22 protein-coding genes and 1 pseudogene are annotated in these 22,429 nt (G+C 75.3%); 13 read left to right on the top strand and 10 right to left on the bottom strand.

What is annotated here, in order from left to right:
- Window positions 1–181 precede the first annotated feature (181 nt).
- Together FJQ57_RS23330 and FJQ57_RS13075 are read right to left on the bottom strand one after the other, a co-directional pair.
- Window positions 182–511 (bottom strand): annotated as a pseudogene (locus FJQ57_RS23330) (class I SAM-dependent methyltransferase); the annotation flags it as partial.
- A 227-nt stretch (window positions 512–738) separates the two neighbouring features.
- Entirely contained in the window at window positions 739–1,494 is a 756-nt protein-coding gene (locus tag FJQ57_RS13075) for an ABC transporter (protein ID WP_139980963.1), read from the bottom strand.
- Between the two features lie 29 nt (window positions 1,495–1,523).
- Here FJQ57_RS13075 and FJQ57_RS13070 point away from each other — a divergent pair, with 29 nt between their 5' ends.
- Both FJQ57_RS13070 and rpsA read left to right on the top strand, forming a co-directional pair.
- Complete coding sequence (locus FJQ57_RS13070) at window positions 1,524–2,393, top strand: phosphotransferase (protein WP_139980961.1); 870 nt, start codon at window positions 1,524–1,526, stop codon at window positions 2,391–2,393.
- Between the two features lie 145 nt (window positions 2,394–2,538).
- Window positions 2,539–4,008: a 30S ribosomal protein S1 gene (gene rpsA / locus FJQ57_RS13065; protein WP_139980959.1), complete on the top strand. Its 1,470-nt coding sequence runs from the start codon at window positions 2,539–2,541 to the stop codon at window positions 4,006–4,008.
- Window positions 4,009–4,082: 74 nt separating this feature from the next.
- On the opposite strand, the gene FJQ57_RS22550 is transcribed toward rpsA, so the two are convergent.
- Entirely contained in the window at window positions 4,083–4,244 is a 162-nt protein-coding gene (locus FJQ57_RS22550; RefSeq protein WP_170219425.1) for a hypothetical protein, read from the bottom strand.
- A gap of 93 nt (window positions 4,245–4,337) precedes the next feature.
- On the opposite strand from FJQ57_RS22550, the gene FJQ57_RS13060 reads away from it, so the two are divergent.
- Window positions 4,338–5,282 carry a GlxA family transcriptional regulator gene (locus FJQ57_RS13060; protein ID WP_139980957.1) on the top strand — a complete coding sequence of 315 codons (945 nt, stop codon included), beginning with the start codon at window positions 4,338–4,340 and terminating at the stop codon, window positions 5,280–5,282.
- A gap of 78 nt (window positions 5,283–5,360) precedes the next feature.
- Window positions 5,361–6,698 carry an SGNH/GDSL hydrolase family protein gene (locus FJQ57_RS13055; protein WP_139980955.1) on the top strand — a complete coding sequence of 446 codons (1,338 nt, stop codon included), beginning with the start codon at window positions 5,361–5,363 and terminating at the stop codon, window positions 6,696–6,698.
- Between the two features lie 9 nt (window positions 6,699–6,707).
- On the opposite strand, the gene FJQ57_RS13050 is transcribed toward FJQ57_RS13055, so the two are convergent.
- Both FJQ57_RS13050 and FJQ57_RS13045 read right to left on the bottom strand, forming a co-directional pair.
- A complete protein-coding gene (locus FJQ57_RS13050; RefSeq protein ID WP_139980953.1) occupies window positions 6,708–7,967 on the bottom strand; it encodes a class I adenylate-forming enzyme family protein in 1,260 nt (419 codons plus the stop codon).
- A complete protein-coding gene (locus FJQ57_RS13045; protein WP_139980951.1) occupies window positions 7,964–8,659 on the bottom strand; it encodes a TetR/AcrR family transcriptional regulator in 696 nt (231 codons plus the stop codon). Before FJQ57_RS13045 ends, FJQ57_RS13050 begins: the two co-directional genes overlap by 4 nt.
- A gap of 133 nt (window positions 8,660–8,792) precedes the next feature.
- On the opposite strand from FJQ57_RS13045, the gene FJQ57_RS13040 reads away from it, so the two are divergent.
- The 4 genes from FJQ57_RS13040 to FJQ57_RS13025 are packed head-to-tail and all read left to right on the top strand — an operon-like array spanning window position 8,793 to window position 11,905.
- The gene (locus FJQ57_RS13040; protein ID WP_139980949.1) at window positions 8,793–9,749 is read left to right on the top strand and encodes an NAD-dependent epimerase/dehydratase family protein; all 957 of its coding nucleotides are present in this window, start codon (window positions 8,793–8,795) and stop codon (window positions 9,747–9,749) included.
- Window positions 9,746–10,036 (top strand): hypothetical protein, encoded by a 291-nt coding sequence (locus FJQ57_RS22545; protein ID WP_170219424.1) that lies wholly within the window; start codon window positions 9,746–9,748, stop codon window positions 10,034–10,036. The genes FJQ57_RS13040 and FJQ57_RS22545 overlap by 4 nt, the downstream gene beginning before the upstream one ends.
- A gap of 28 nt (window positions 10,037–10,064) precedes the next feature.
- Window positions 10,065–10,658, top strand: coding sequence for a dephospho-CoA kinase (gene coaE, locus FJQ57_RS13030; RefSeq protein ID WP_139980947.1), 594 nt, complete (start codon window positions 10,065–10,067; stop codon window positions 10,656–10,658).
- Window positions 10,655–11,905, top strand: coding sequence for an MFS transporter (locus FJQ57_RS13025; protein ID WP_246081789.1), 1,251 nt, complete (start codon window positions 10,655–10,657; stop codon window positions 11,903–11,905). Before coaE ends, FJQ57_RS13025 begins: the two co-directional genes overlap by 4 nt.
- Here FJQ57_RS13025 and FJQ57_RS13020 read toward each other — a convergent pair.
- The 3 genes from FJQ57_RS13020 to FJQ57_RS13010 form a co-directional block, all read right to left on the bottom strand.
- Window positions 11,848–12,348 (bottom strand): GNAT family N-acetyltransferase, encoded by a 501-nt coding sequence (locus FJQ57_RS13020; protein ID WP_211348916.1) that lies wholly within the window; start codon window positions 12,346–12,348, stop codon window positions 11,848–11,850. The two genes, FJQ57_RS13025 and FJQ57_RS13020, sit on opposite strands and share 58 nt — an antisense overlap.
- Window positions 12,349–12,438: 90 nt before the next feature.
- Complete coding sequence (locus tag FJQ57_RS13015; RefSeq protein WP_139980945.1) at window positions 12,439–13,395, bottom strand: sigma-70 family RNA polymerase sigma factor; 957 nt, start codon at window positions 13,393–13,395, stop codon at window positions 12,439–12,441.
- A 212-nt stretch (window positions 13,396–13,607) separates the two neighbouring features.
- On the bottom strand, window positions 13,608–15,761 hold the full coding sequence (locus FJQ57_RS13010) for a S9 family peptidase (protein ID WP_139980943.1): 2,154 nt from the start codon (window positions 15,759–15,761) through the stop codon (window positions 13,608–13,610).
- A gap of 29 nt (window positions 15,762–15,790) precedes the next feature.
- On the opposite strand from FJQ57_RS13010, the gene FJQ57_RS13005 reads away from it, so the two are divergent.
- Genes FJQ57_RS13005 through FJQ57_RS12990 form a run of 4 tightly spaced genes read left to right on the top strand, consistent with a single transcriptional unit; the run spans window position 15,791 to window position 18,859 of the window.
- The gene (locus FJQ57_RS13005) at window positions 15,791–16,678 is read left to right on the top strand and encodes a GNAT family N-acetyltransferase (protein WP_139980941.1); all 888 of its coding nucleotides are present in this window, start codon (window positions 15,791–15,793) and stop codon (window positions 16,676–16,678) included.
- On the top strand, window positions 16,675–17,373 hold the full coding sequence (locus tag FJQ57_RS13000; protein ID WP_139980939.1) for a 5-oxoprolinase subunit PxpA: 699 nt from the start codon (window positions 16,675–16,677) through the stop codon (window positions 17,371–17,373). Before FJQ57_RS13005 ends, FJQ57_RS13000 begins: the two co-directional genes overlap by 4 nt.
- Entirely contained in the window at window positions 17,346–17,996 is a 651-nt protein-coding gene (locus FJQ57_RS12995; protein ID WP_246081788.1) for a 5-oxoprolinase subunit B family protein, read from the top strand. The genes FJQ57_RS13000 and FJQ57_RS12995 overlap by 28 nt, the downstream gene beginning before the upstream one ends.
- Window positions 17,993–18,859 (top strand): 5-oxoprolinase subunit C family protein, encoded by an 867-nt coding sequence (locus FJQ57_RS12990; protein ID WP_139980937.1) that lies wholly within the window; start codon window positions 17,993–17,995, stop codon window positions 18,857–18,859. The genes FJQ57_RS12995 and FJQ57_RS12990 overlap by 4 nt, the downstream gene beginning before the upstream one ends.
- On the opposite strand, the gene FJQ57_RS12985 is transcribed toward FJQ57_RS12990, so the two are convergent.
- Both FJQ57_RS12985 and FJQ57_RS12980 read right to left on the bottom strand, forming a co-directional pair.
- Complete coding sequence (locus FJQ57_RS12985; RefSeq protein ID WP_139980935.1) at window positions 18,837–19,850, bottom strand: GNAT family N-acetyltransferase; 1,014 nt, start codon at window positions 19,848–19,850, stop codon at window positions 18,837–18,839. The genes FJQ57_RS12990 and FJQ57_RS12985 overlap by 23 nt on opposite strands.
- A gap of 11 nt (window positions 19,851–19,861) precedes the next feature.
- The gene (locus tag FJQ57_RS12980) at window positions 19,862–21,217 is read right to left on the bottom strand and encodes a DNA polymerase IV (RefSeq protein WP_139980933.1); all 1,356 of its coding nucleotides are present in this window, start codon (window positions 21,215–21,217) and stop codon (window positions 19,862–19,864) included.
- A 144-nt stretch (window positions 21,218–21,361) separates the two neighbouring features.
- Here FJQ57_RS12980 and FJQ57_RS12975 point away from each other — a divergent pair, with 144 nt between their 5' ends.
- Window positions 21,362–22,393 carry a DUF4192 domain-containing protein gene (locus FJQ57_RS12975; protein ID WP_139980931.1) on the top strand — a complete coding sequence of 344 codons (1,032 nt, stop codon included), beginning with the start codon at window positions 21,362–21,364 and terminating at the stop codon, window positions 22,391–22,393.
- Window positions 22,394–22,429: the final 36 nt, after the last annotated feature.

The following is a 22,429-nucleotide window of genomic DNA, read 5'->3' as shown; positions in this document are numbered from 1 at the left end:
CCGCTCCGGACAGCAGGGCGACCCAGTCGCCCAGCGTGCGGTGGTGCTCGACGTAGGTCACCTCGCCCGTGGCGTCGTCGACCTCGACGTACGGCGTGCGGTCCCAGTAGGACTGCGAGGCCACCAGGCCCTCCTCGCCGGGGTCGTCGGGGAAGGTCCAGCGCGTCGGGTGGGTGATCGAGAAGGCGAAGCGTCCACCCGGTCGCAGCACCCGCGCCACCTCGGCGACGCAGACCGCGATGTCGGCGACGAACTGCAGGGCGCCGAAGCTGCAGAACACCACGTCGAACGTCCGGTCGCCGAAGGGCAGCGCGGTCGCGGTCGCCTGGACCGACGGCACCTCGACCCCGGTCTCGGCGTCGAGGCGCAGCCCGTGCTGCAGCTGGCGGAAGGACAGGTCGAGCCCGACCGCGCGGCCGCCCTGCGCCCGGACCCAGCGCGCGCACTGCCCGGCCCCCGATCCCAGCTCGAGCACGTCGCGGCCGGCCAGCGCCCCGTCGGGCCCGAGCACCCGGGCCTCGGTCTCGGTCAGGCCCTCGGGGCCCCACACGAACCCGGCGTCGCCGAGGAACGCGCCGTGGGTGAGCTGGTACTCGTCGGCGTACCGGTCCCAGTCGGGGCCGTTGGCCCGCCGCGACTCCTCCTCGCTGACGCCGCGGCGCTCGGCCCGGACGGTCGGGGCCAGCGGCGGGTGGTGGCGGGAGTCGGGGGCGAGCGGGTCGGGTTCGGCGGCCACGCTCAGGTCAGCGCCGGCGTACGACGCCGCCCGCCCGGCAGCCGCCCGACGAGGTCGCTCAGGGGGCCGACGGCCCGGTGCAGCCCGCCGGCGGCCTCGGACAGCTCGGGGATGAGGTCGGAGATGGAGTCGAGCTGGGGCCGGATCTTCTCGAGCGTGTCGCCGAGGGAGACCAGCTGGTCGAGGGTCCCGCCCTCGGCGATGAGCTTGTCGAGGAACCCGTCCTCGGTGAGCACCCGGTCGATCAGGCCGCCCTGCTCGGTGAGCCGGTCGACGGCACCGCCGGGCGCCAGCAGCCGCTCGAGCACCCCGTCGTCGCGGACGAGCCGGTCGAGCGGGCCGTCCTCGGCCAGCAGCCGTTCCAGCGCGCCGTCGCGGGCCAGCAATCGCAGCAGCGGGCCGTCGTCGTCCATGAGCCGGTCGAGCGCGCCGCCGCGCTCGACGAGCCGGCCGAGGGGCCGGTCGGGCGCGACCATCTCGGTCAGCGTGTTGGCCAGCCGCATCGGGCCGCCGTCGTCGCGCACCAGCTCCATGAGCTGGGCCAGGTAGCCGCGGTCGCCGATGACCTCCAGCAGGAGGTCGGCGTACCCGCCGCGGCGCCGGATGGGGCCCTCGGGGTCGGCCAGGGTGCCGACGGCGAGCGTGGCCCGGGTCGCGGCGACGGCGAGGCGCCACGGCAGGGTGGCGGCCGTGGCGGCCCGGTCGCGCACCAGGCTGGCGAGGTCGGGCTGTTCGGCACGGGCCACGGAGCTGCTCACCCGGTCACCGTAACCGGGGCGGGAGCCCCGTGTCGGCCTGTCGTCGGCCGCGTGAGCACGATCGGGCCGTTGGAACCGCTCGAGGGCGGCTGGTCGGGGGAGACCTTCGTGGCCGAGGTCGCCGGCGAGCGCCAGGTCGTGCGGATCCACGCCCGACGGCCGGAGCGGGCCGAGGTCGACGCCGCGCTGCTGCGGCTCGTGCGTGGGCTGCTCCCCGTGCCGGAGGTCCTCGAGGTGCGCCCGCCGGGCCCCGACGTGCCGGCGCTGCTGGTCTCGACGTTCCTGCCCGGGGTGCGCGGCGACCTGCTGCTGCCGACCCTCGACGTGGCCGGTATAGCCGTCGTCGGCGACCGCGTCGGTCGGGTGTTGGCCATGCTCGGGGGCATGCCGCAGCTGGTGGCCGGCACGTTCACCGGGCCCGACCTCGCCGTCGAGCCCCTCGGCCCCACGGCCGCCGACCTCCCGGTGTGGGTGCAGCACCTCGGCGGTCTGGCGCGCTGGACGCGCAGGCCGAGCAGGAGGGGCTGGCCGAGGTCGCCGTCGAAGCCCAGGTGCTCCTCGACGCCGAGCCCCGGCGCTGCCTGGTCCACGGCGACCTCGACCCCGAGGACCTGCTGCTCGACCCGGACACGCTCGAGGTCACCAGGGTGCTCGACTGGGAGCTCGCCCACGCGGGCCACCCGGCCACCGACCTCGGCAACGTGCTGCGCCCCGACCGTGCGCCGGCGTACGTCGACGCGGTGCTGGCCGCGGTCGCCGAGGTGCGGGGCACCCAGCCCGCCACGGCGCTGGCGCTGGCCCGCGCGCACGACCTGCTGCGGGTGGAGGCCCGCACGGGCGATCTCGGGGCCGTCCCACCGGGGCCGCCGGGTTTCGACACCGCCGGGGCACCGGCGTAGAGTCACACACTGCGCCAGAGGTCTGCCGTCGTCCCACCAGAGCGGATCCTCGGCTCGCTCGTGCGGTTCCTCTCGGGAGCCGGCCCGCGAAACCGGCCACTGGTGTGCCACCACGACATCTGCCCACCCCGAGGAACACACTCCCTTGACCACTCTTTCTGCTCTTCCGGACTACGACGCGCCCCAGGTGGCGATCAACGACATCGGGTCCGAAGAGGACTTCCTGGCCGCCATCGACCTGACGATCAAGTACTTCAACGATGGCGACATCGTCGAGGGCACCATCGTCAAGGTCGACCGCGACGAGGTCCTGCTCGACATCGGCTACAAGACCGAGGGCGTCATCCCCTCGCGCGAGCTGTCCATCAAGCACGACGTCGACCCCTCCGAGGTCGTCTCCGTCGGCGACCAGGTCGAGGCCCTGGTCCTCCAGAAGGAGGACAAGGAGGGTCGCCTGATCCTGTCCAAGAAGCGCGCCCAGTACGAGCGCGCCTGGGGCACCATCGAGCAGGTCAAGGAGGAGGACGGCGTCGTCGAGGGCACCGTCATCGAGGTCGTCAAGGGCGGCCTCATCCTCGACATCGGCCTGCGCGGCTTCCTGCCGGCCTCGCTGGTGGAGATGCGCCGCGTGCGCGACCTCCAGCCCTACGTCGGCCAGACGCTCGAGGCCAAGATCATCGAGCTCGACAAGAACCGCAACAACGTCGTCCTCTCGCGCCGTGCCTGGCTCGAGCAGACCCAGTCCGAGGTCCGCCACGGCTTCCTGACCCAGCTGCAGAAGGGCCAGATCCGCAAGGGCGTCGTCTCCTCGATCGTCAACTTCGGTGCGTTCGTCGACCTCGGCGGCGTCGACGGCCTGGTCCACGTCTCCGAGCTGTCCTGGAAGCACATCGACCACCCGTCCGAGGTGGTCACCGTCGGTGACGAGGTCACCGTCGAGGTGCTCGACGTCGACATGGACCGCGAACGGGTCTCGCTGTCGCTCAAGGCGACGCAGGAGGACCCCTGGCAGCACTTCGCCCGCACCCACCAGATCGGCCAGATCGTGCCGGGCAAGGTCACCAAGCTGGTGCCCTTCGGCTCGTTCGTCCGCGTCGAGGAGGGCATCGAGGGCCTGGTGCACATCTCCGAGCTGGCCGAGCGCCACGTGGAGATCCCCGAGCAGGTCGTCCAGGTCAACGACGACGTCATGGTCAAGATCATCGACATCGACCTCGAGCGTCGCCGGATCTCGCTGTCGCTCAAGCAGGCCAACGAGACCACGACGGCCACCGACGTCGACGAGTTCGACCCGACGCTCTACGGCATGACCGCCACCTACGACGAGCAGGGCAACTACGTCTACCCCGAGGGCTTCGACCCCGAGTCGGGCGAGTGGCTCGAGGGCTTCGACGAGCAGCGTGCGATCTGGGAGGACCAGTACGCCAAGGCGCACGCCCGCTGGGAGGCCCACGTCAAGCAGCAGGCCGAGGCCAAGCAGGCCAACGCCGAGGCCGCCGAGGCCACGTCGTACTCCTCCGGTGGCGACACCGGCGGCGACGACGACGGCGGCTCGCTGGCCTCCGACGAGGCGCTGCAGGCGCTCCGCGAGAAGCTCACCGGCGGGGGCAACTGACCCGTCACACCAGGAAGGCCCGGTCCCCTCGAGGGGACCGGGCCTTCCGGCTTTGTGCGTGTGGTGGGTGGTGCTCAGGCGATCCGGTCGTACGACGACCGCGCAGCCGGAGCGACGAAGTCGAGGTCGGTGCGGTGCGAGCGGGGGCGCGCGGCCGGCGCGTCGTGGAGGGCGGAGCGGACGGTGGCGACGAGGCCGGCGACCGCGAGGACGGTGAGCACGATCAACAGGGTCATGGCAGCAATCATGCTCCTGTCGACATCCCGCCACGAGTGGCAGGAATGCCGTTGTCGGTCGATTTCCTGCCATCAGCGTCGTAGGCTCGCCGCATGCACACGGTCGCGGTCGTCGTCCAGGACGGCGCGGAGCCCTTCGGCCTCGGGTCGCTCGTCGAGGTGTGGGGGGAGCCCTACCACCCCGACGACGACAACCCGGTCTTCGACTTCCGGGTCTGCACGCCCCGGCCCGGCCGGGTGCGGGGCCGGTCCGGCTTCGACCTGCACGTCGACGCGGGGCTCGACGCAGCCGCTGACGCCGATCTCGTCTGCTTCGCCCCCCGCTACGAGTTCCTCGACTTCGACCCGGCGGTGCTCGAGGTCGCGCACGCCGCCCACGACCGCGGCGCGGTGGTCTACGCCCACTGCAGCGCGGCGTTCATCCTCGGCGAGGCCGGCCTGCTCGACGGGCGCGAGTGCACCACCCACTGGCGCTACACCGACCGGATGCAGCGCCGCTACCCCGCGGCGGTCGTGCGGCCCGACGTCCTCTACTGCCACGACGGCAACGTGCTCACCGGGGCGGGCTCGGCGGCGGGCATCGACGCCTCGCTCCACCTCATGCGGCAGGTGTTCGGGGCTCGGGTCGCGGCCACCACCGCACGTCGCATCGTCGTGCCCCCGCACCGTGACGGCGGCCAGGCCCAGTTCATCGCCCGCCAGGTGGTCGACCACCAGGCCGAGACCCTGGGCGCGGTGCTGACGTGGGCCAGCGAGCACCTCGACGAGGCGCTCGACGTCGACACGCTGGCCAAGCAGGCGCACATGTCGCCGCGCACGTTCGCCCGCCGGTTCCGCGACGAGACCGGCACGACCCCGCACGCCTGGGTGACCGCCCAGCGCCTCCAGCTCGCCGAGGAGATGCTCGAGCGCACCGAGCACTCCGTCGACCGGATCGCCGCCGAGGTCGGCTTCGGCAACGCCGCCACGCTGCGCCACCACTTCACCCGGGTCCGCGGGGTCAGCCCGCAGGCCTACCGCCGCCAGTTCGCCTGCTGACCATCGACCCGTCCGACTGGTCCGCCCGGCGTGGGCGATCCGGCCCACGACGTCCGTCGCGCCCCCTAGCATCGGCGGGTGGCCTCGGGACGGAGGCGCCTGGTCGGCGTCGTGGGCGCGCTGGTCGCCGTGCTCGCGGTCCTCGACCCGGTCACGCCGACGCCGTCGTCCGCGACGGCGGTCCCGGCCCCGCGCATCCTGCTCGTGGGCGACTCGCTCACCCACGGCTCGGTGGGCGACCAGACGTGGCGCCAGCGGATGTGGCGCCACCTCGCCGACCACGGCCGCGCCCCCGACCTCGTCGGCCCGCGTGACGACCTGTGGGACGTCGCGACCGGCGAGGGTGGCTCGCACGACTACGTCGACCCGACCTTCGACCCCGACCACGCGGCCCGGTGGGGCCAGAGCCTGAGCTTCCCGGTCCACGAGGTCAGCGACCTGGTCGAGGACCACGACCCGGACGTGGTCGTCGAGCTACTGGGCACCAACGACCTGCTCTTCCTCGGCGCGACGGTCGAGCAGGTGCTCGGCGCCGTGGCGGAGCTGGTGGCCGAGGCGCGGGCGGTGCGTCCGGACGTCGACGTCGTCCTCGGCCTCGTGCCGCCGACCTGGATGGAGCGAGCGCCCGCGGTCAACGCCGGGATCGTGCAGCTGGCCGAGCACCTCGACGACCCGGTGGCGCGGGTGGTCGTCGCCGACACCGCCACCGGCTACGCGCGGGACACCCACACCTGGGACGGCCTCCACCCCAACGCCCGGGGCGAGGTCCTGCTGGCGGCCGGGGTGGTCGACGCCCTCCACGAGCTGGGGCTGGGGCCCGCCTGGCCGCGCCCCCTCGTGGACCCGCCCCTCGGACCCCGGCTGCCCGCTCCGACCACGGCGTCGGCGGGCGACCGCAGCCTCCGGGTCAGCTGGTCGGCCTCGCCCGGCGCCGACGCGCACCGCTGGTGGGTGCGTGACGTGACCGCGGGTTCCGCGCCGGTCCTGCTCGGGTCCCTGCCTTCGGCGGGCACCCGGGTGCTGGGTGGCCTGGTCAACGGCCACGTCTACGAGACCTGGGTGCAGCCCTCGCGCCGGCTCGAGGTGGCGGCCGACGACGTACGCCGCCCGGTGCGGGTGCGTCCGCTGCCGCCGCTCCCGGGCCGCCCCGGCCGCCCGACCGGGCGCTCGCCCCGGCGCGACCGCGTGGTCGCCTCGGCCCCGGCTGCGACCGGCGCGACGTCGTACGCGCTGAAGGTCGCGTCGGCCCGCACCTGCCGGACCACGGGCCTGCGCTGGCGGACGGCGCAGCGCGGCCTGCCCCGGCCGTCGGCGGTCCACCGGACGCCGGCGCGGCGGCTGCACGTGCGGTTCGTGGCGAGCAACCTCGCCGGGCCCGGAGCCGCCGGGCCGTCGACCTGCGTGCGCGTGCGCTGACGGGTCGTCCTACGTCCCGAGCTGGTCCCGCCGCACCTTGCCGGTCAACGTCCGGGGCAGCTCGTCGAGGAACCGGTAGGTCTTGGGTCGCTTGGGTGGGGCGAGGCGTTCGCGGGCGAAGGCGTCCAGCTCCTCCTCGCCCACGCCGCCGGCCCCGGCGACCACGGCCGCGCACACCCGCGTGCCCCAGTCGGGGTCGTCGACGCCGTACACCGCGATGTCGTCGACGCCGGGGTGCTCGCCGAGCACCTGCTCGACCTCGAGCGGGTAGACGTTGACGCCGCCGCTGATGAGCAGGTCCTCGCGGCGGCCGTCGAGGTAGAGGTAGCCGTCCTCGTCGAGCCGGCCGAGGTCGCCGACGGTGAAGCTGCTCTGCCCGCCGACGGTCCGCCAGGCCGCGGCGGTCTTGGCGGGGTCGCCGAAGTACTCGAACCGGGCGTGCGGCGGCACCGCGCACCAGATCGTGCCGTCGGCGTCGGTGGACAGCGTGCGGCCGGGGCGCGCGCGGCCGACGGTGCCCGTCCTCGCGAGCCACTCCTCGCTGCGGCAGGCGGTGAACTGCCCCTCGGTCGAGCCGTAGAACTCCCACGTCGAGCCGTCCGGGAACAGCTCGACCAGGCGCCGCTTGACGTCGGTGGGGCAGGGCGCACCGGCGTGCGCGACCAGGCGGTAGGACGACAGGTCGGGCACCCCGACCGCGTCCCAGTGCGCGAAGAGCCGCTGCAGGTGCGTCGGCACGCAGAACATCGTGGTCGGCCGCTCGGCCTCGATGGCCGCGGTCACGGCCGCCGGGTCGAACGGTCCGGGCAGCACGACCCGCCCTCCGGCCAGGGCCGTGCCCATCGCGAAGCGCAGCGGCGCGGAGTGGTAGAGCGGGCTGAGCACCAGGTTCACGTCGTCGGCGGCGAAGCCCCACAGGTCGCGCTCCTCGGCCACCAGTGCCTCGGCGTCCGTCGGGTCGAGCAGCCCGCTCCACACGCCCTTGGGGTTGCCCGTGGTGCCGCTGGTGCAGTGCATCGGTCGCGCCCGCGGGGTGCCGCGGTCGCCCGTGGTCACGGCCGCCAGTGCCTCGTCGTCGGTCACGACGAGCGTGGGGGAGAGCGGGGTGAGGATCCGGGCGCGCTCGTGCTCGGTCAGGCGCGGGTCGAGCGGGATCGGCACGATCCCGCGGGCCAGCAACGAGAGCACCGCGTCGAGGTACGCCGACGACGGCGGCACCAGCAGCGCGACCCGGTCGCCGGGCTGGAGGCCCGGTCGGGCCGGACTCACGACAGCCCCAGGTCGGCGGCGAGCTGGTCGACCACCTGGGCGTAGTGGGCTGCGGGGTCGAGCACGGCCTCGGCCATGTGGCCGAACAGCTCGAGCGAGACCGCCCCGAAGAGCGTCTGCCAGGCCATCAGCGCCCGCACCGTGTAGGCCGGTGTGAGGGCCGGCGTGGTGAAGGCCGAGACGCGGGCGACCGAGGCCTTCTCCGCGGCCGGCACGCGGAGCCCCTGGACGGGCGTGCGCCCGGTGACCTGGGCGTCGCGGACCAGGCCGAGCAGGGCGAACGGCACCCGCGTCGCGGGCTGGACGGTGTCGCCGGGCGCGGCGTACCCGGGCACCGGGCTGCCGTAGGCCAGGGCGTAGCGGTGCGGGTGCTCGTGGGCCCAGGTCCGCAGCGCGTGGGCGATGCCGCGCCAGCGGCCGCGCAGGTCACGCGGGCGGGCGGCCCCGTCGCCCGCCTCGACGGCCGCGCCGAGGTCGTCGTACGCCTCGACGAGCAGGGCGGTGAGCAGGACGTCGCGGCTGGGGAAGTAGCGGTAGACCGCCGAGGAGGCCATCCCGAGGTCGCGGGCCACGGCCCGGACCGACAGGGCGGCCGGCCCGGTCTCGGCGAGCTGCTCACCGGCGCGGTCGAGGATCGCTCGCGTGAGCTCGGCCCGGGCCGCGGCCCGGGCGGTCTGGGGTGCGGACGGCATGCCCCGATCCTGGCCGACGACGAGAGCAGCGGCAACAGTCGAGAGCAGTGCTCTTGTTTTTGCCTCGCTCGGGTGCCAGGCTCGAGCACGACAGAGAGCGGTGCTCTCGTTCTATAGATGAGGGAGAAGCGAGATGGACGAGCACGTGGTGGTCGGAGCCGGGCCGGTGGGCACCTGGACGGCGCGGGAGCTGGTGGCGCGGGGGAGCGAGGTGCTCCTCGTGAGCCGTTCGGGCCGAGGTCCGGAGGTCGACGGCGTGCGCCGCGTCGCCCTCGACGTCGCCGACGCCGAGGCCCTGACCGGGCTGACCGAGGGCGCCGTCGCGCTCCACAACTGCGTCAACCCGCCGTCGTACGACGTGTGGTCGACCTGGTGGCCGCCGGTCGCCGCGGCCTTCCTGGCCGCCGCGGAGCGCACCGGGGCCGTGCTGGTCACCGCGTCGTGCCTCTACCCCTACGGCGAGGTCGACCGACCGATGGTCGAGGGCATGGCCGACGCCTCCACGGGGACGAAGGGTCGGCTGCGGGCGCAGATGTGGGCCGACGCCCTCGCCGCCCACGAGGCGGGCCGGCTGCGGGCGGTCGAGGTGCGTGGGTCGGACTACATGGGTCCCGACGTCGCCACCGCGCACGTCGCCCAGGTCGTTCCCGCGGCCCTGGCCGGCAAGGCCGTGCGGGTCTTCGGCCGGGCCGACGTGCCGCACTCCTTCACCGACGTCCGCGACATGGCCCGCACCATGGCCGAGGTCGCGGGCCGCCCGGAGAGCCACGGCCGGGTCTGGCACGCCCCGACCAACCCGGCCCGCACCCAGGCCGAGACCGTCGCCGACGTGTGCCGGGCCGCCGGCCGCGAGCCCGTGCGGGTGCGCACCTGGCCGCGGGCCGTGCTCACCGTGGGCGGCCTGGTGGTGCCGTTCCTGCGCGAGATGCGCGAGACGGTGCACCAGTTCGAGCGCGCCTACGTGCTCGACTCGAGCGCCGCCGAGCGCGAGCTCGGCCTGGCGCCCACGCCGTGGGCCGACGTCTGCCGGGCGACGGCCGGCCTCGCGGAGGGTTCGACGGCCCCGGCGCGGGGGAGCCTCGCGCCATGACGGGATTCCTCATCGTGGTCTTGATCGTCGTGGTCCTCATCCTGGTGGTCGTCGCGGCCGCGCGGCTCGGCCAAGGGCGACGGTGGCGCCGTGGCGCCGGCGCACCCAGCGGTGACGGCGGGTACTCCGGCGCCTGGTTCGGCGACGGCGGCGACGGGGGCCACCACCACCACCACCACGGCGACAGCGGTGGCTGGGGTGGCGGTGACAGTGGCGGTGACAGCGGCGGCGACAGCGGTGGCGGCGGTGGGGACGGCGGCGGCGGGGGCGGCGGGGGTGGGGACTGACCCCACGGCCACGTCCTAGGCTCGCCGGGTGCGAGTGGGACTGACCGGTGGTGTGGCCTCGGGCAAGAGCTCCGTGGCCACGATCCTGGCCGAGCTGGGCGCGACGATCATCGACGGCGACGTGCTCGCCCGCGAGGTCGTCGAGAAGGGCACCCCGGGCCTGGCGCGGGTCGTCGAGACCTTCGGGGAGCACCTGCTCACCGCCGACGGCCACCTCGACCGCGCCGCCCTCGGGGCGATCGTCTTCAACGACGCCGAGCAGCGCAAGCGGCTCGAGGCCATCGTGCACCCACTGGTCTTCGAGCGGTACGCCGCGCTCGAGGCCGCCACCGGGCCCGACGACCTCGTGGTGCACGACATCCCGCTGCTGGCCGAGACCGGCCGCGCGGGTGACTTCGACGCGGTGCTCGTGGTCGACGCGCCCGACGAGGTCCGCATCGAGCGGATGGTCCGCGACCGCGGCTGGACCCGCGAGGACGCCGAGTCGCGGATCGCCTCGCAGGCCTCCCGCGAGGACCGGCTCGCCATCGCCACCCACGTCGTCGACAACACCGGCAGCCGCGAGGAGCTGCGCGCCCGCGTCGAGGAGGTCTTCGCCGAGCTGACCGCGGCCGCGGGGTGAGCGACGACCACCCGGCCCGCCGGCGCGGCGGCCAGGTGCTCGTCCTGCTGGGCGTCGTCACGCTCGCCCTCAACCTGCGGCCGGCCGCCGTGGCCATCGGCCCGGTGCTGAGCGAGCTGCGCTCCGACCTCGGCATGTCGGGCGCGGAGGCCGGCCTGCTGACCTCGCTGCCGGTCATCGCCTTCGCGGTCCTCGGCAGCCTCGGCTCGCGGCTCGCCGCCCTCGTCGGCCCCCACCGCCTCGCGGTGCTCGCGCTGGTCGCCGTCACGGCCGGGCAGGTCGGCCGCACCCGGGTCGACGGCGTGGCGCCGTTCCTGGCCCTGTCGCTGCTGGCCCTGGGCGGGATGGCGGTGGCCAACGTGCTGATGCCCTCCCTGGTGCGCCGGCACTTCCCCGACCGGGTCAGCACGATGACGGCCGTCTACTCCACCGCCCTGGCGGTCGGCCTGACCGCCGCCTCGGTGCTGACCGTGCCCGTGAGCACCGCCGGCGACGGCTGGCGCACCGGGCTGCTCCTGTGGGCCGCCCTCGGGGCGGTCGCCCTCGTGCCGTGGCTCGGCCTGCTCCGCCGCGACCACGGCGCGCGCGGCTCCGACGACGAGCAGGGCGCCATCCCGGCCCGGCTCGTCGCCCGCACACGGACGGGCCGCCTGCTGGCGGGTCTCTTCGGCCTGCAGTCGCTCCAGGCGTACGCCGTGTTCGGCTGGGTCGCCGAGGTCTTCGGCGACCGCGGGTTCAGCGACCGCGACGCCGGCCTGCTGCTCGGCGTGGTGACCGGGATCAGCATCCCGCTCTCGGCGCTGGTGCCGTGGCTGGCGGGCCGGCTGCGCGACCTGACGCCGCTCGTGCTGGCCCTCGCCGCCTGCTACCCGGTCGGCTACCTCGGGCTGGCCCTCGCCCCCGACGACCTCGGCGTCGGCTGGGCGGTCGCCCTGGCGCTGGTCATCGGCACGGGCCTGTGCACGTTCCCGCTCGTGCTCTCGCTCATCGGCCTGCGCGCCCGGACGCCCGAGGGCACGGCGTCGCTCTCGGCGTTCGTGCAGGGCACCGGCTACCTCCTGGCGGCGATCGGTCCGTTCGGTGTCGGCGTGCTGCACGACGCGACCGGTGGCTGGACGGTCCCGCTCGTGGCCCTCACCCTGGCCGCGGTGCCGCTGGTCCTGTGCGGGCTCGGCCTCGCTCGGCCCACCTACGTCGAGGACGAGGTCGAGCGCGTCATGAAGGTCGACAGCGGGTCGGGCCGGTAGGACCCGAACGGCCCGCACACCTCGAACCCGCGCCGGGCGTAGAGCCGCCGCGCCGGTGCGAAGAACTCCTCGCTCCCGGTCTCCAGGCTCACCCGCGCCACCCCGGCCGCCCGCGCCTGGGCCAGCACGTGCTCGAGCAGCCGGGCCGCGATGCCCTCGCCGGTGCGGTGGGGTGCCGTGCGCATCGACTTCAGCTCGGCGTGCCCGGCGGGGTGGGCGGGGTGGGCGGGGTCGTCGAGGCGCGTGAGGGCCGCGCAGCCGACCGGCTCCGCGCCGTCGTACGCCGTCCAGAACCGCACCGCGGGCTGCCGGAGCGCCGCGAGGTCGAGGGCGTGGGTCGACTCGGGCGGCGAGAGGGCCCTCAGCTGCGCCACGTGGCCCTCGAGCAGCGCGACCACCGCGGGGTCGTCGAGCCCGCCCTCGACGATCCGCACCTCAGCCACGAGGACAGCCTAGGAATGACGCCGGCCCACCGTCTCTCGGGTGACGCTGGGCCGGCGGGGTCGTGCGGTCTGGTGCTGGGTCGTGCTGGGTCAGGCGGCGAGGTCGGGGTCGCCGAGGCGCCGCAGCTTCTGCAGCGCCTCTCGCTCGAGCTGGCGCACCCGCTCGGCGGAGATGCCGTGCTTGGCGCCGATGTCGGCGAGCTTGTGCTGGCGGCCGTCGACCAGGCCGTAGCGCGAGCGGATGATGTCGGCCGCCCGCTCGTCGAGCTGCCCCACGAGGCTGTTGAGCCGGTCGCGCGACTCGGTGTCGAGCACCGTGAGGTCGGGCGAGGGCGCGGTCTCCTGGGCCATCAGGTCACCCAGCGAGGTGTCACCGTCCTCGTCGACCGGAGTGTCGAGGCTGACGTGCTCGCGGCCCCAGGCCATCAGGTCGAGGACGCGGTCGACGTCCATGCCGAGCTCGGCGGCGATCTCGGCGGGCTCGGGGTCACGGCCCAGCTGCCGCTCCAGGGTGCGGCGGGCGCCGCCGACCTGGTTGAGCTCCTCGACCACGTGCACGGGCAGCCGCACGACACGCGCCTGCTGGGCGATGCCGCGGGTGATCGCCTGGCGCACCCACCAGGTGGCGTAGGTCGAGAACTTGTAGCCCTTGGTGTAGTCGAACTTCTCCACCGCGCGGATCAGGCCGGTGTTGCCCTCCTGGATCAGGTCGAGCATCGGCATCTGCGCGCGACCGTACTTGCGCGCGATGGACACGACGAGCCGCAGGTTGGCCGTGATGAAGGTGTCGACGGCCTTGCGCCCCTCCTCGGCGAGCCACTCGAGCTCCTCCTGGGAGGCCCGCATCGGCGCGCCACCCTTCCGACGACCGACACGGCCCTCCTGGAGCAGGGCCTCGGCCATCAGGCCGGCCTCGATCGTCTTGGAGAGCTCGACCTCCATGGCCGCGTCGAGCAGGGGGTTGCGGGCGATCTCGTCGAGGTAGAGACCGACGCTGTCGCGGCCCTCGATCTCGCGTGCGCCCGTGGGTGCGGTCCGGGTTGCCATGGGGACCTCCTCTTGTCCAGTGACCGACCTTGCGGCCACATCACGTCCAACGTTCGTCGCCGGTGGTGGATTCCCGCACCACCCGGAAGGGAGGACGGGCAACCGTGGCTCCGGCACCTGTCAGGCCTTCGACATCAAGGACGACCCGGATGGGTGCAGAGTTGCCGCTGGGAGGAGATCTCAGGGAGTTCTCATGGACGGAGGGGGACTCCTCAGGAACGGGGCGTCTCGCCCGTGAGGCCCATCACGTCGAGCACCCACGCCAGGGTGAACGCCCGGTCACGCCAGGCCTGGTACCGACCCGACACTCCGCCGTGGCCGGCCGACATCTCGGTCTTGAGCAGCACGTCGGGCTCGACGGCCCGCTCGCGCAGCCGGGCCACCCACTTGGCCGGCTCGACGAACATGACGCGGGTGTCGTGCAGCGACGTCTCGGCGAGGATCCGCGGGTAGCGCTGCTCGGTGACGTTGTCGTAGGGCGCGTACGCCGCGATCGTGTCGTACGCCGCCGGGTCGGCCTCGGGGTTGCCCCACTCGTCGTACTCGGTGACGGTCAGGGGCAGGGAGGCGTCGAGCATCGTGCGCAGCGGGTCGACGAACGGCACCGCGGCGACGAGGCCGGCGAAGGCGTCGGGGGCCTGGTTGGCCACCGCACCGATGAGCAGGCCGCCCGCGCTGCCGCCCTCGGCGACGAGGGTCTCGGCGGTCGTCCAGCCCTCGGCCACGAGGTGGCGGGCCGCGGCGGCGAGGTCGTCGAAGGTGTGCTGCTTGTGCTCGAGCTTGCCGTCGTCGTACCACCGGCGGCCCATCTCGCCGCCGCCTCGCACGTGCGCGATGGCGAAGGCCGCGCCCCGGTCGAGCACCGAGAGCCGGGCGACGGAGAACGAGGGGTCCATCGAGGCCTCGTAGGCGCCGTAGGCGTAGAGGTGGAGCGGCACGGGTCCGCCGGCCGCCCGTGCGTCGCGTCGCACGACGAGCGAGACCGGCACCTGCGCGCCGTCGGTCGAGGGTGCCCAGAGGCGGTGCTCCTCGTAGTCGGCACGGTCGTAGCCGCCGAGCACGGGCGCCTGCTTGAGCAGGGTGAGCTCGCGGGTGCGGACGTCGTAGTCGTAGACCGACGACGGCACGCTCAGCGTGGTGTAGCCCAGGCGCACGGTCGGCTGGTCGAAGCGCGGGTTGCTGCCGGAGCCGACGGTGTAGACCTCCTCGTCGAACTCCACGAGGTAGTCGTCGGTGACCGCGGCGCCGGGGTCGGTGGCCTCCTGGTCGAGCTCGAGGACCCGGAGCTGGGTCAGCCCGTTGCTGCGCTGGTGGACGACGAGGTGGCCGGCGAAGGCGTCGACGTCCTCGAGGCGCACCGCGGGGTCGTGCGCGACGAGCGGGGTCCAGCCCGACCGCGGCGTCGGCTCGACGGGCGCGACGCCGATCTCGAAGTCCGCGCCGGTGGCGTTGTGCAGCACCAGGAAGCGGTCCTGCCCGCCGAGGACGGCGTGCTCCAGGGAGTACTCGACGCCCTCCTCGCGCGGCGCCCAGACCCGGAACCCGGCGTCGGGGTCGTCGGCGTCGAGCACGTGGTACTCGGTGGTCGTCTTGGAGCCCACGACCGCGACGAGGAAGCGGTCGCTGCGGGTGCGGCCCACGCCGACCCAGAACCGCTCGTCGGGCTCGTGCAGCACCAGCTCGTCGTCGGCCTGCGCCGCGCCGAGGCGGTGGCGCCAGACCTTGTCGGGCCGCCAGGCGTCGTCGACGGTCGTGTAGTAGAGGTGCTCGCCCTGGCGGTCCCAGGTGCCGCCGCCGAGGGTGCCGGTGATCTCGTCGGCCAGCAGGTCACCCGTCTCGAGGTCCTTGACGCGGATGGTGAAGCGCTCGTCGCCGACGACGTCGGTGGCATAGGCCAGCAGCCGGCTGTCGGGGGAGATGCTCGACCCGCCGAGGGAGAAGAAGTCGTGGCCCTCGGCCAGCGCGTCGAGGTCGAGCAGCACCTGCTCGCCCGGCAGTGCCGGCTCGTCGGCCGACGCGTCCTCGGCCGGGCGGGGCGGGGTCCAGTCGTCGGGGCCGCCGACGGGGACCCGGCAGGTGGCGCCGTACTCCCGACCCTCGAAGGACCGGCCGTAGTACCAGTGCTCGCGCACCCGGGTCGGCACCGACAGGTCGGTCTCGCGGGTGCGGGCCTTGATCTCGCCGTAGATCGTCTCGCGCAGGTCGGCGAGGTGGGCGGTGCGGTGCTCGGTCCAGGCGTTCTCGGCGTCGAGGTGGGCGCGGACCTCGGGGGAGTCCTTGTCGCGGAGCCAGTCGTGGTCGTCGACGCGGGTGCGCCCGTGGTGCTCGGTGGTGACCGGTCGGCGGGCGGCGACGGGTGGTTGCATGCTCTCGAACCTAACGGGAGGCTCGGCGGGTGCCCGACCTGCACCTCCACCACGTCACCGACCCCGACACCACCGCCCTGCTGGCGAGGCTGCAGCGGCGCCGCTACGCCCACGAGCACGGCGATCCCGAGGCGGCGCTCGGGGCCGCCCGGGCGCTGCTCGAGCGGCTCGGCGAGCACGGCCAGGTGCTGCACGTGCTCCGCGGCGCGGACGTGGTGGGGGAGCTGCTGGTCCGCGACCACGGCGCCGAGCAGGGCGTCGTCGACGTCGTCCTCGACGACCCGGCCGACGCCCCTGTCGTGTGCCGGCTGGTGGAGCAGCGCGCCCGCGCCGCCGGAGCCGGGCGGCTGACCGTGACCGTCTCGCCGGGCGACCCGGTGGCGGCGGCGCTCGTCGCGGGCGGCGGGTTCTCGGTCGCGGCGACCCAGATGCGGCTCGACCTGGCCGCCGAGCCGCCCCCGGAGCCCGTGGTGTCGCTGGTGCCGATGGACGAGGCGGGGTTCGCGGCCTGGGAGGCCGAGGAGGTCGAGTCGTACGCCGCCGAGCGGGCCCGCTCGGGCGAGGACCCGGAGCGGGCGCTCCAGGTCTCGCGCGAGCAGCACGCCGAGCTGCTGCCCGAGGGGCTGGCGACGCCGCACCACCACTTCTTCGTCGGGCTCGTCGACGGCGCCCCTGTCGGCACGCTCTGGCTGTGCACCGAGAAGCCGACCGCCTTCGTCTTCGACGTCGTCGTCGACGAGGCCCACCGCCGCCGCGGGTACGGCGCCGGGCTGATGCGCGCGGGGGCGCGGTGGGCGCGCGACCACGGTGCCCTGGCGATCGGGCTCAACGTCTTCGGGCACAACCACGGCGCCCGGGCGCTCTACGACCGGCTCGGCTACGTCGTGACCGAGGACTTCTGGGGCAAGCCCCTGTGACCGGATCGAGCGGCATCGACCTCAACGCCGACCTCGGCGAGGAGGTGACCGACGACGCCGGCCTGCTGGCCGTGGTGACCAGCGCCAACGTCGCCTGCGGCTACCACGCCGGGTCTCCCGCGGTCATGCGCGCGGTCTGCGCGGGCGCCGCCGAGCACGGGGTCGCGGTCGGCGCCCAGGTCTCCTACGCCGACCGGGCCGGCTTCGGCCGGGTGCCGCGCGACGTGCCCTACGACGTGCTCCGCGAGCAGGTCGCCCACCAGGTCGGGCTGCTCGGCGACGCGGCCGAGGAGGCCGGGCTGGCGGTGCGCTACCTGAAGCCGCACGGCGCGCTCTACCACCGGGTGCTCGACGACGAGGAGCAGGCGATGGCCGTGCTCGCGGGCTCGGGCACCCTGCCCGTGCTCGGCATGCCCGGCCAGCTGCTCGACCAGGCGGCCGGCCTCGGGCGGCTCGTGCTCCACGAGGGCTTCCCCGACCGGGGGTACGACGACGCCGGCCGGCTCCTGCCGCGCGACCGACCGGGGGCGCTGGTCGAGGGCGTCGACGCAGTCGCCGCTCAGGCCCTGCGGCTGGCGCCGGGGGTCGACTCGCTGTGCGTGCACGGCGACAGCCCCGGTGCCGTCGACCACGCCCGCGCCGTCCGCGCCGCGCTGCAGGACGCCGGGTGGACGCTGCGGGCCGCGGCACCGTGAGCGGTGGGCTCGCCGGGGTGGTCGAGGTCGGCCCGGCGGCGCTGCTGGTGGAGGTCGCCGACGCCACGGCGGCCCTGGACCTGGCCGCCCACCTGCGGGCCGTGCGGGTCCCGGCCGTCGAGGTGGTGCCCGGGGCGTGCACGGTGCTGCTCGACGGGGTGGCCCGGGACGACGCGGCGGCCGCCCGCGCGGCGGTCGCGGCCTGGGCGGCCGCGTGGGTGCCCGGGACGGCGCCGCCCGACGGCGAGGTGGTCGAGCTGCCGACGGTCTACGACGGGCCCGACCTCGACGACGTGGCCGCGCGGTGGGGCACCGACCGCGACGGTGCGGTGGAGCGGCACACGGCGACGGTGTTCGTCTCCGCCTTCTGCGGGTTCGCGCCGGGCTTCGCCTACCTGGCGGGCCTGGGCGACGACCTGGCGGTGCCCCGGCTGGCCACGCCCCGCACGGCCGTGCCGCCGGGCTCGGTCGGGCTGGCCGGGGCGTGGTGCGGGGTCTACCCGACCCGGTCGCCCGGCGGCTGGCGGCTGCTCGGCCGCACCGACGCCCTGCTGTGGGACCCCTCCCGTGACCGCCCCGCCCTCCTCGCCCCCGGCACCCGGGTGCGGTTCGTGCCCGCATGACCGGCTGGACGGTGCTGGCCGCCGACGGCCTGGTCACGCTCCAGGACCGGGGCCGGCCCGGCCTGGCGCACCTCGGGGTGCCGCGCGCGGGCGCCCTCGACGCCCCGGCCGCGGCCCTGGCCCGCCGCCTGGTCGGCGGCGGCGTCGACGACGCAGTGCTCGAGGCGACCCTGGCCGGCGTGGCGCTGCGGGCCGGGTCGAGCCGCTGGGTCGCGGTCACCGGCGCGCCGTGCGCGGTCGCCGTCGACGGCCGGCCCGTCGGCCACGGCCGCGCCGTGCGCGTGCCGGCGGGCAGCGAGCTGGTCCTCGGGCCGGCCCGCGCGGGCGTCCGCTCCTACCTGGCCGTCGGGGGCGGGTGGGCCGACGAGCCGGTCCTCGGCTCGCGGTCCACCGACACGCTCGGGGGCGTCGGCCCGCCGCCGGTGCGCCCGGGCCGGGTGCTGCCGGTCGGCCCCGCGGACCCGGCGCCGCCCGGTGGCGACGTACCGGGGGTGGGTGGGGGGTGGCCGGGGGAGCCGCTGCTGCGGGTCGACCCCGGGCCCCGCCTCGACCGGTTCGCCGCCGGCACCCTCGGCCGGCTGTGCGCGACCGCCTGGTCGGCGAGCGGCGACGCCGACCGGGTCGGGCTGCGGCTGGTCGGCCCGGCCCTCGAGCGGGTCGACGACCGGGAGCTGCCGAGCGAGGGCATGGTCGCCGGCGCCGTGCAGGTGCCGCCCGACGGCCGCCCGGTGGTGCTGCTGGCCGACCACCCGACCACCGGGGGCTACCCCGTCGTGGCCGTGGTGCGGGCGGCCGAACTCGCCGCCTGCGCGCAGCTGCGGCCAGGAGACCCGGTGCGGTTCAGCCGCGCGCCACGCGCTTGATCATCTCCACCGCCGCCTCGACGGGCACGAAGCCCATCTGCTCGTTGATGGCCACCATCCAGTCGTTGGTCTCGGCGTTCTGGGTGACGACGCGGCGCATCTCGGGGTGGGCGTCCTGCACGGCGCGCAGGTTGGCCGCCTTGGTGGCCAGCCCGAGCCGGCGGCCGCGGTGCTCCCGACCCACGAAGGTGCCCCACTGCGAGGCGTCGGTGCGGGTGCCCGCGGGCGGCACCGAGATGGTCGAGTACGCCGCCACGGTGCCGTCGGGCGCCACCGCGACCGTGCACCACACCCGGCGCCCGGCCTCGACGAACGCGTCCTCCTGGGCGCGGAAGCGCTCGGGGGTCATCACCTCCTCCTCCCAGTCGGCCTCGCCGGTGGGGGCGTCGACCGACAGCTGGCCGAAGATGGCCAGGAACGAGGGCAGCAGGTGGTCGGGCAGGTGGTCGAGGTGGGTCTCGAGGGTGTAGCCCGGGTGCTTCTCGGCCGCCTCGGCCGACCACCGGGCGAGCCGCTCGGTCGGCACCGGGAGGGCCAGGTGGCGCACGACCTCGACGTTGGAGAAGTCGTAGCCCGCCGCCTCGGCGAACCGCCGCTGCCGGTGGGTGGTCACCTCGTCGAGGGGCAGCTTGGTCTCGGCGAGCAGCACGGTGCGGTCGAGCTCGCGGGCCCGCTGCTCGACCGCGGCGAGCATCTGTCGTCCGCGGCCACGACCCTGCGCGGGCGGGTCGACCTCGGCCCCCACCCAGGCCTTGTCGCGGTTGTCGTCCAGCGGGGCGAAGACCAGCCCGACCGCGACCAGGCGGCCGTCCTCCCAGCCGCCGAGCAGCTCCTTGGCCTCGCCAGGGTCGTCGTGGCGGAACATGCTCGACATCTCCGGCCACGACCAGTGCGGCAGCCCGGCCCGCCCGACGCCCACCGCGCGGGTGTCGACGTCGTAGGCCGCGCGCAGCTCGAGGTCGCTGGACAGGTCGACGGGTCGGATCTCCACGGCGGCGGACGCTACTGCTCCGGGGGCCGCCACGCACGCAGGTTCGGGTCGTCCAGCGCGTAGGAGCGCACCGGTCCCGGCGGCGTCCCCGCCGTCTCGAACCGCACCGTCACCACGCCCCGCCCCGAGCCCCACACCCAGCCGCGGCCCATCTCCTCGTGCTCGACGTCCTGCCCCGGCGCGTACGGCGACCGGCGGGCCTTCACGCCCGCCTCGCGCACCGCCCGCTCGAGCTCGGGGTCGGGTGCGTCTCCCGCCTCGGCCCCGTCGGCGCCCTCCTGGTGGCCGGGCCCCGTCTCGCCGAACAGGTCGTCCTGCACCCAGTCGGCGAGGCCCGAGACGCCGACCCCGAGCAGCCGCACGCCGCCGGAGGTGTCGAGGTCGGCCAGCAGCGCCCGGGCCATCCGGGCGACGGTGGCGGCGCTGTCGGTGGGCTCGGGCAGGGTGGCGGAGCGGCTGAGCGTCGTGAAGTCGTACATCCGCACCTTGATGGTCACCGTCCGGCCCGACAGGCCGTGCTTGCGCAGCCGCTCGGCGACCTCGGTGGCCTGCCGGGTCAGCAGGCTCTCCATGATCCGGCGGTCGGTCAGGTCGGTCTCGTAGGTGCCCTCGCTGCTCACCGACTTGGCCTCGCGCTCGGCCACCACCGGCCGGTCGTCGTGCGCGCGGGCCAGGGCGTGCAGGCTGGTGCCGTGGGCCTGCCCGACGAGGCGGTGGAGCTCGGCGAGGTCGGTGCGCTCGAGGTCGGCGACGGTGTGCACCCCCGCGCGTCGCAGCCGCTCCGTCGTCGCCGGTCCCACCCCGGGGATGACCGTGACGCTCATGGGTCGCAGCAGGTCGCGCTCGGTGCCCGGCGGCACCACCACCAGGGCGTCCGGCTTCTCCAGGTCGCTGGCCACCTTGGCGATGAACTTCGAGCTGCCCAGCCCCACCGAGGCCGTCAGGCCCCCGGTCACCTCGGCGACCTGCGCGCGCAGCCCGGCGGCGTACGCCGAGACGGTGGCGACCTCGAGGTCGGGCAGGTCGGCGCGGGCGAGGTCGACGAAGGCCTCGTCGAGCGAGAGCGGCTCGACCAGGGGCGAGGCCGCCTTGAGCACCGCCATCACCGCCTCGCTGGCCTCTCGGTAGGCGTGGAACCGGCCGGTGAGGAAGGCCGCGTGCGGGCACCGCGCCCGCGCCTCGCGGGTCGACATGGCCGATCGCACGCCGTAGCGGCGCGCCTCGTAGGACGCCGTGGCCACCACCCCGCGCCCCCCGGTGCCACCGACCACGACCGGCTTGCCGCGCAGCGAGGGCTTGTCGCGCTGCTCGACGCTGGCGAAGAAGGCGTCGAGGTCCAGGTGGAGGACCGACGCCGTGGACCGCATGGGCTGATCCTCCCGCTGGTCGTCCACCACGCCGGTGCCGGGACCGTCCACGAGTCGTCCACAGCCGCCGCCCGGCCGCAGGTCGTCCACAGGCCGCGGCGGCACCAGCCCTCGCTGTCCCCGGCCGCGGGCAGCGTCCTCGCCATGACCTCGTCCCTCCCCGGCGCCCCCGTGCGCCCCGCCATGACCGCCCGCTCGCCCGAGGACCTCGTCGCCGCCGGCGTCGTCGTCCTCGGCTTCTGGCCGACCGAGTCGGTCGTGATGATGACCCTCGACGCCGACCACTCCTTCCACGCCCGCGTCGACCTCCCTCCCGCGCCCACCGACCTGCCCGCCGTGGCCGCGCTGCTGGTCGAGCCGGCCGTGCACCACCACACGACCCGGGTCGTCCTCCTGGTCCACACCTCCGACCGGGTCCGCGCCCGGGCCGCCTGGCGGGCGCTGCGCACCGCGTTCCGTGGGGCCGGCGTCGACGTCGTCACCGCGCTCCACGTCGGCGACGACCGTTGGTGGTCCCTGACCGGCGGCGGGCCTGGCGGCGTGTCCGGCGACACCGAGGGCACGCCGCTGGACCGCGACCGGCTCGCCGCCCACCCGTTCCTGGCCCAGGCGGTCGTCGACGGTCGCGTCGTCCAGCCCTCGCGCGCCGCCCTGGCCGCGGGGCTCGAGCCCGACCCGGTCGCGGTCGCGCGGGTCGCCGCCCTCGCCGCGCGGCTCCCCACCCGCTCGGCCGAGGTGCTCGCCTCGGTCGCGGTGCAGGCCGACGAAGGTGCCTGGACCCACGCGCTCGTCGACCGCCACCTGGCCGACCCGGCGCGTCCCGCCCCGAGCGACGCGGAGGCGGCGCGACTGCTGGGCGGCATGGCCTCACTGCGGGTGCGCGACGCTGCGTGGGCGGCGATCACGCGCGACCGGGCGCCGGTGGCGACGGCCTTCTTCACCGACCTGCTGCGCCGCGCGCCCGAGCACCTGCGCGCCGCACCGGCGACCCTGACCGCCTGGTCGGCCTGGCAGGCCGGTGACGGCGCGCTGGCGTGGTGCGCGCTCGAGCGTTGCGAGGCCGTCGACCCCGACTACGGCCTGGCCGCCCTGCTGACCGACGCCCTCGAGCGGGCCGTGCCCCCGACGGTCTGGGCCGGGGGCTTCGACTGGCGGGAGGGTCTCGACCTCACCTGATGGGGGGCGCGGGGGTCCTGTCCTGCGGCGCCGGCG

Source organism: Nocardioides litoris, assembly GCF_006346315.1.
Taxonomy (GTDB): Bacteria; Actinomycetota; Actinomycetes; order Propionibacteriales; family Nocardioidaceae; genus Nocardioides; species Nocardioides litoris.
The sequence above is the reverse complement of the archived record's forward strand: the minus strand, read 5'-3'. Positions and strand labels throughout refer to the sequence as shown.

Bases quoted from the DNA above. Each gene is read 5' to 3' on its own strand.
- FJQ57_RS22550 (WP_170219425.1), bottom strand. From the start codon at position 4,244: ATGACCCTGTTGATCGTGCTCACCGTCCTCGCGGTCGCCGGCCTCGTC.
- FJQ57_RS13060 (WP_139980957.1), top strand. From the start codon at position 4,338: ATGCACACGGTCGCGGTCGTCGTCCAGGACGGCGCGGAGCCCTTCGGC.
- FJQ57_RS13045 (WP_139980951.1), bottom strand. From the start codon at position 8,659: ATGCCGTCCGCACCCCAGACCGCCCGGGCCGCGGCCCGGGCCGAGCTC.
- FJQ57_RS13040 (WP_139980949.1), top strand. From the start codon at position 8,793: ATGGACGAGCACGTGGTGGTCGGAGCCGGGCCGGTGGGCACCTGGACG.
- FJQ57_RS22545 (WP_170219424.1), top strand. From the start codon at position 9,746: ATGACGGGATTCCTCATCGTGGTCTTGATCGTCGTGGTCCTCATCCTG.
- FJQ57_RS13015 (WP_139980945.1), bottom strand. From the start codon at position 13,395: ATGGCAACCCGGACCGCACCCACGGGCGCACGCGAGATCGAGGGCCGC.
- FJQ57_RS13010 (WP_139980943.1), bottom strand. From the start codon at position 15,761: ATGCAACCACCCGTCGCCGCCCGCCGACCGGTCACCACCGAGCACCAC.
- FJQ57_RS12990 (WP_139980937.1), top strand. From the start codon at position 17,993: ATGACCGGCTGGACGGTGCTGGCCGCCGACGGCCTGGTCACGCTCCAG.
- FJQ57_RS12980 (WP_139980933.1), bottom strand. From the start codon at position 21,217: ATGCGGTCCACGGCGTCGGTCCTCCACCTGGACCTCGACGCCTTCTTC.
- FJQ57_RS12975 (WP_139980931.1), top strand. From the start codon at position 21,362: ATGACCTCGTCCCTCCCCGGCGCCCCCGTGCGCCCCGCCATGACCGCC.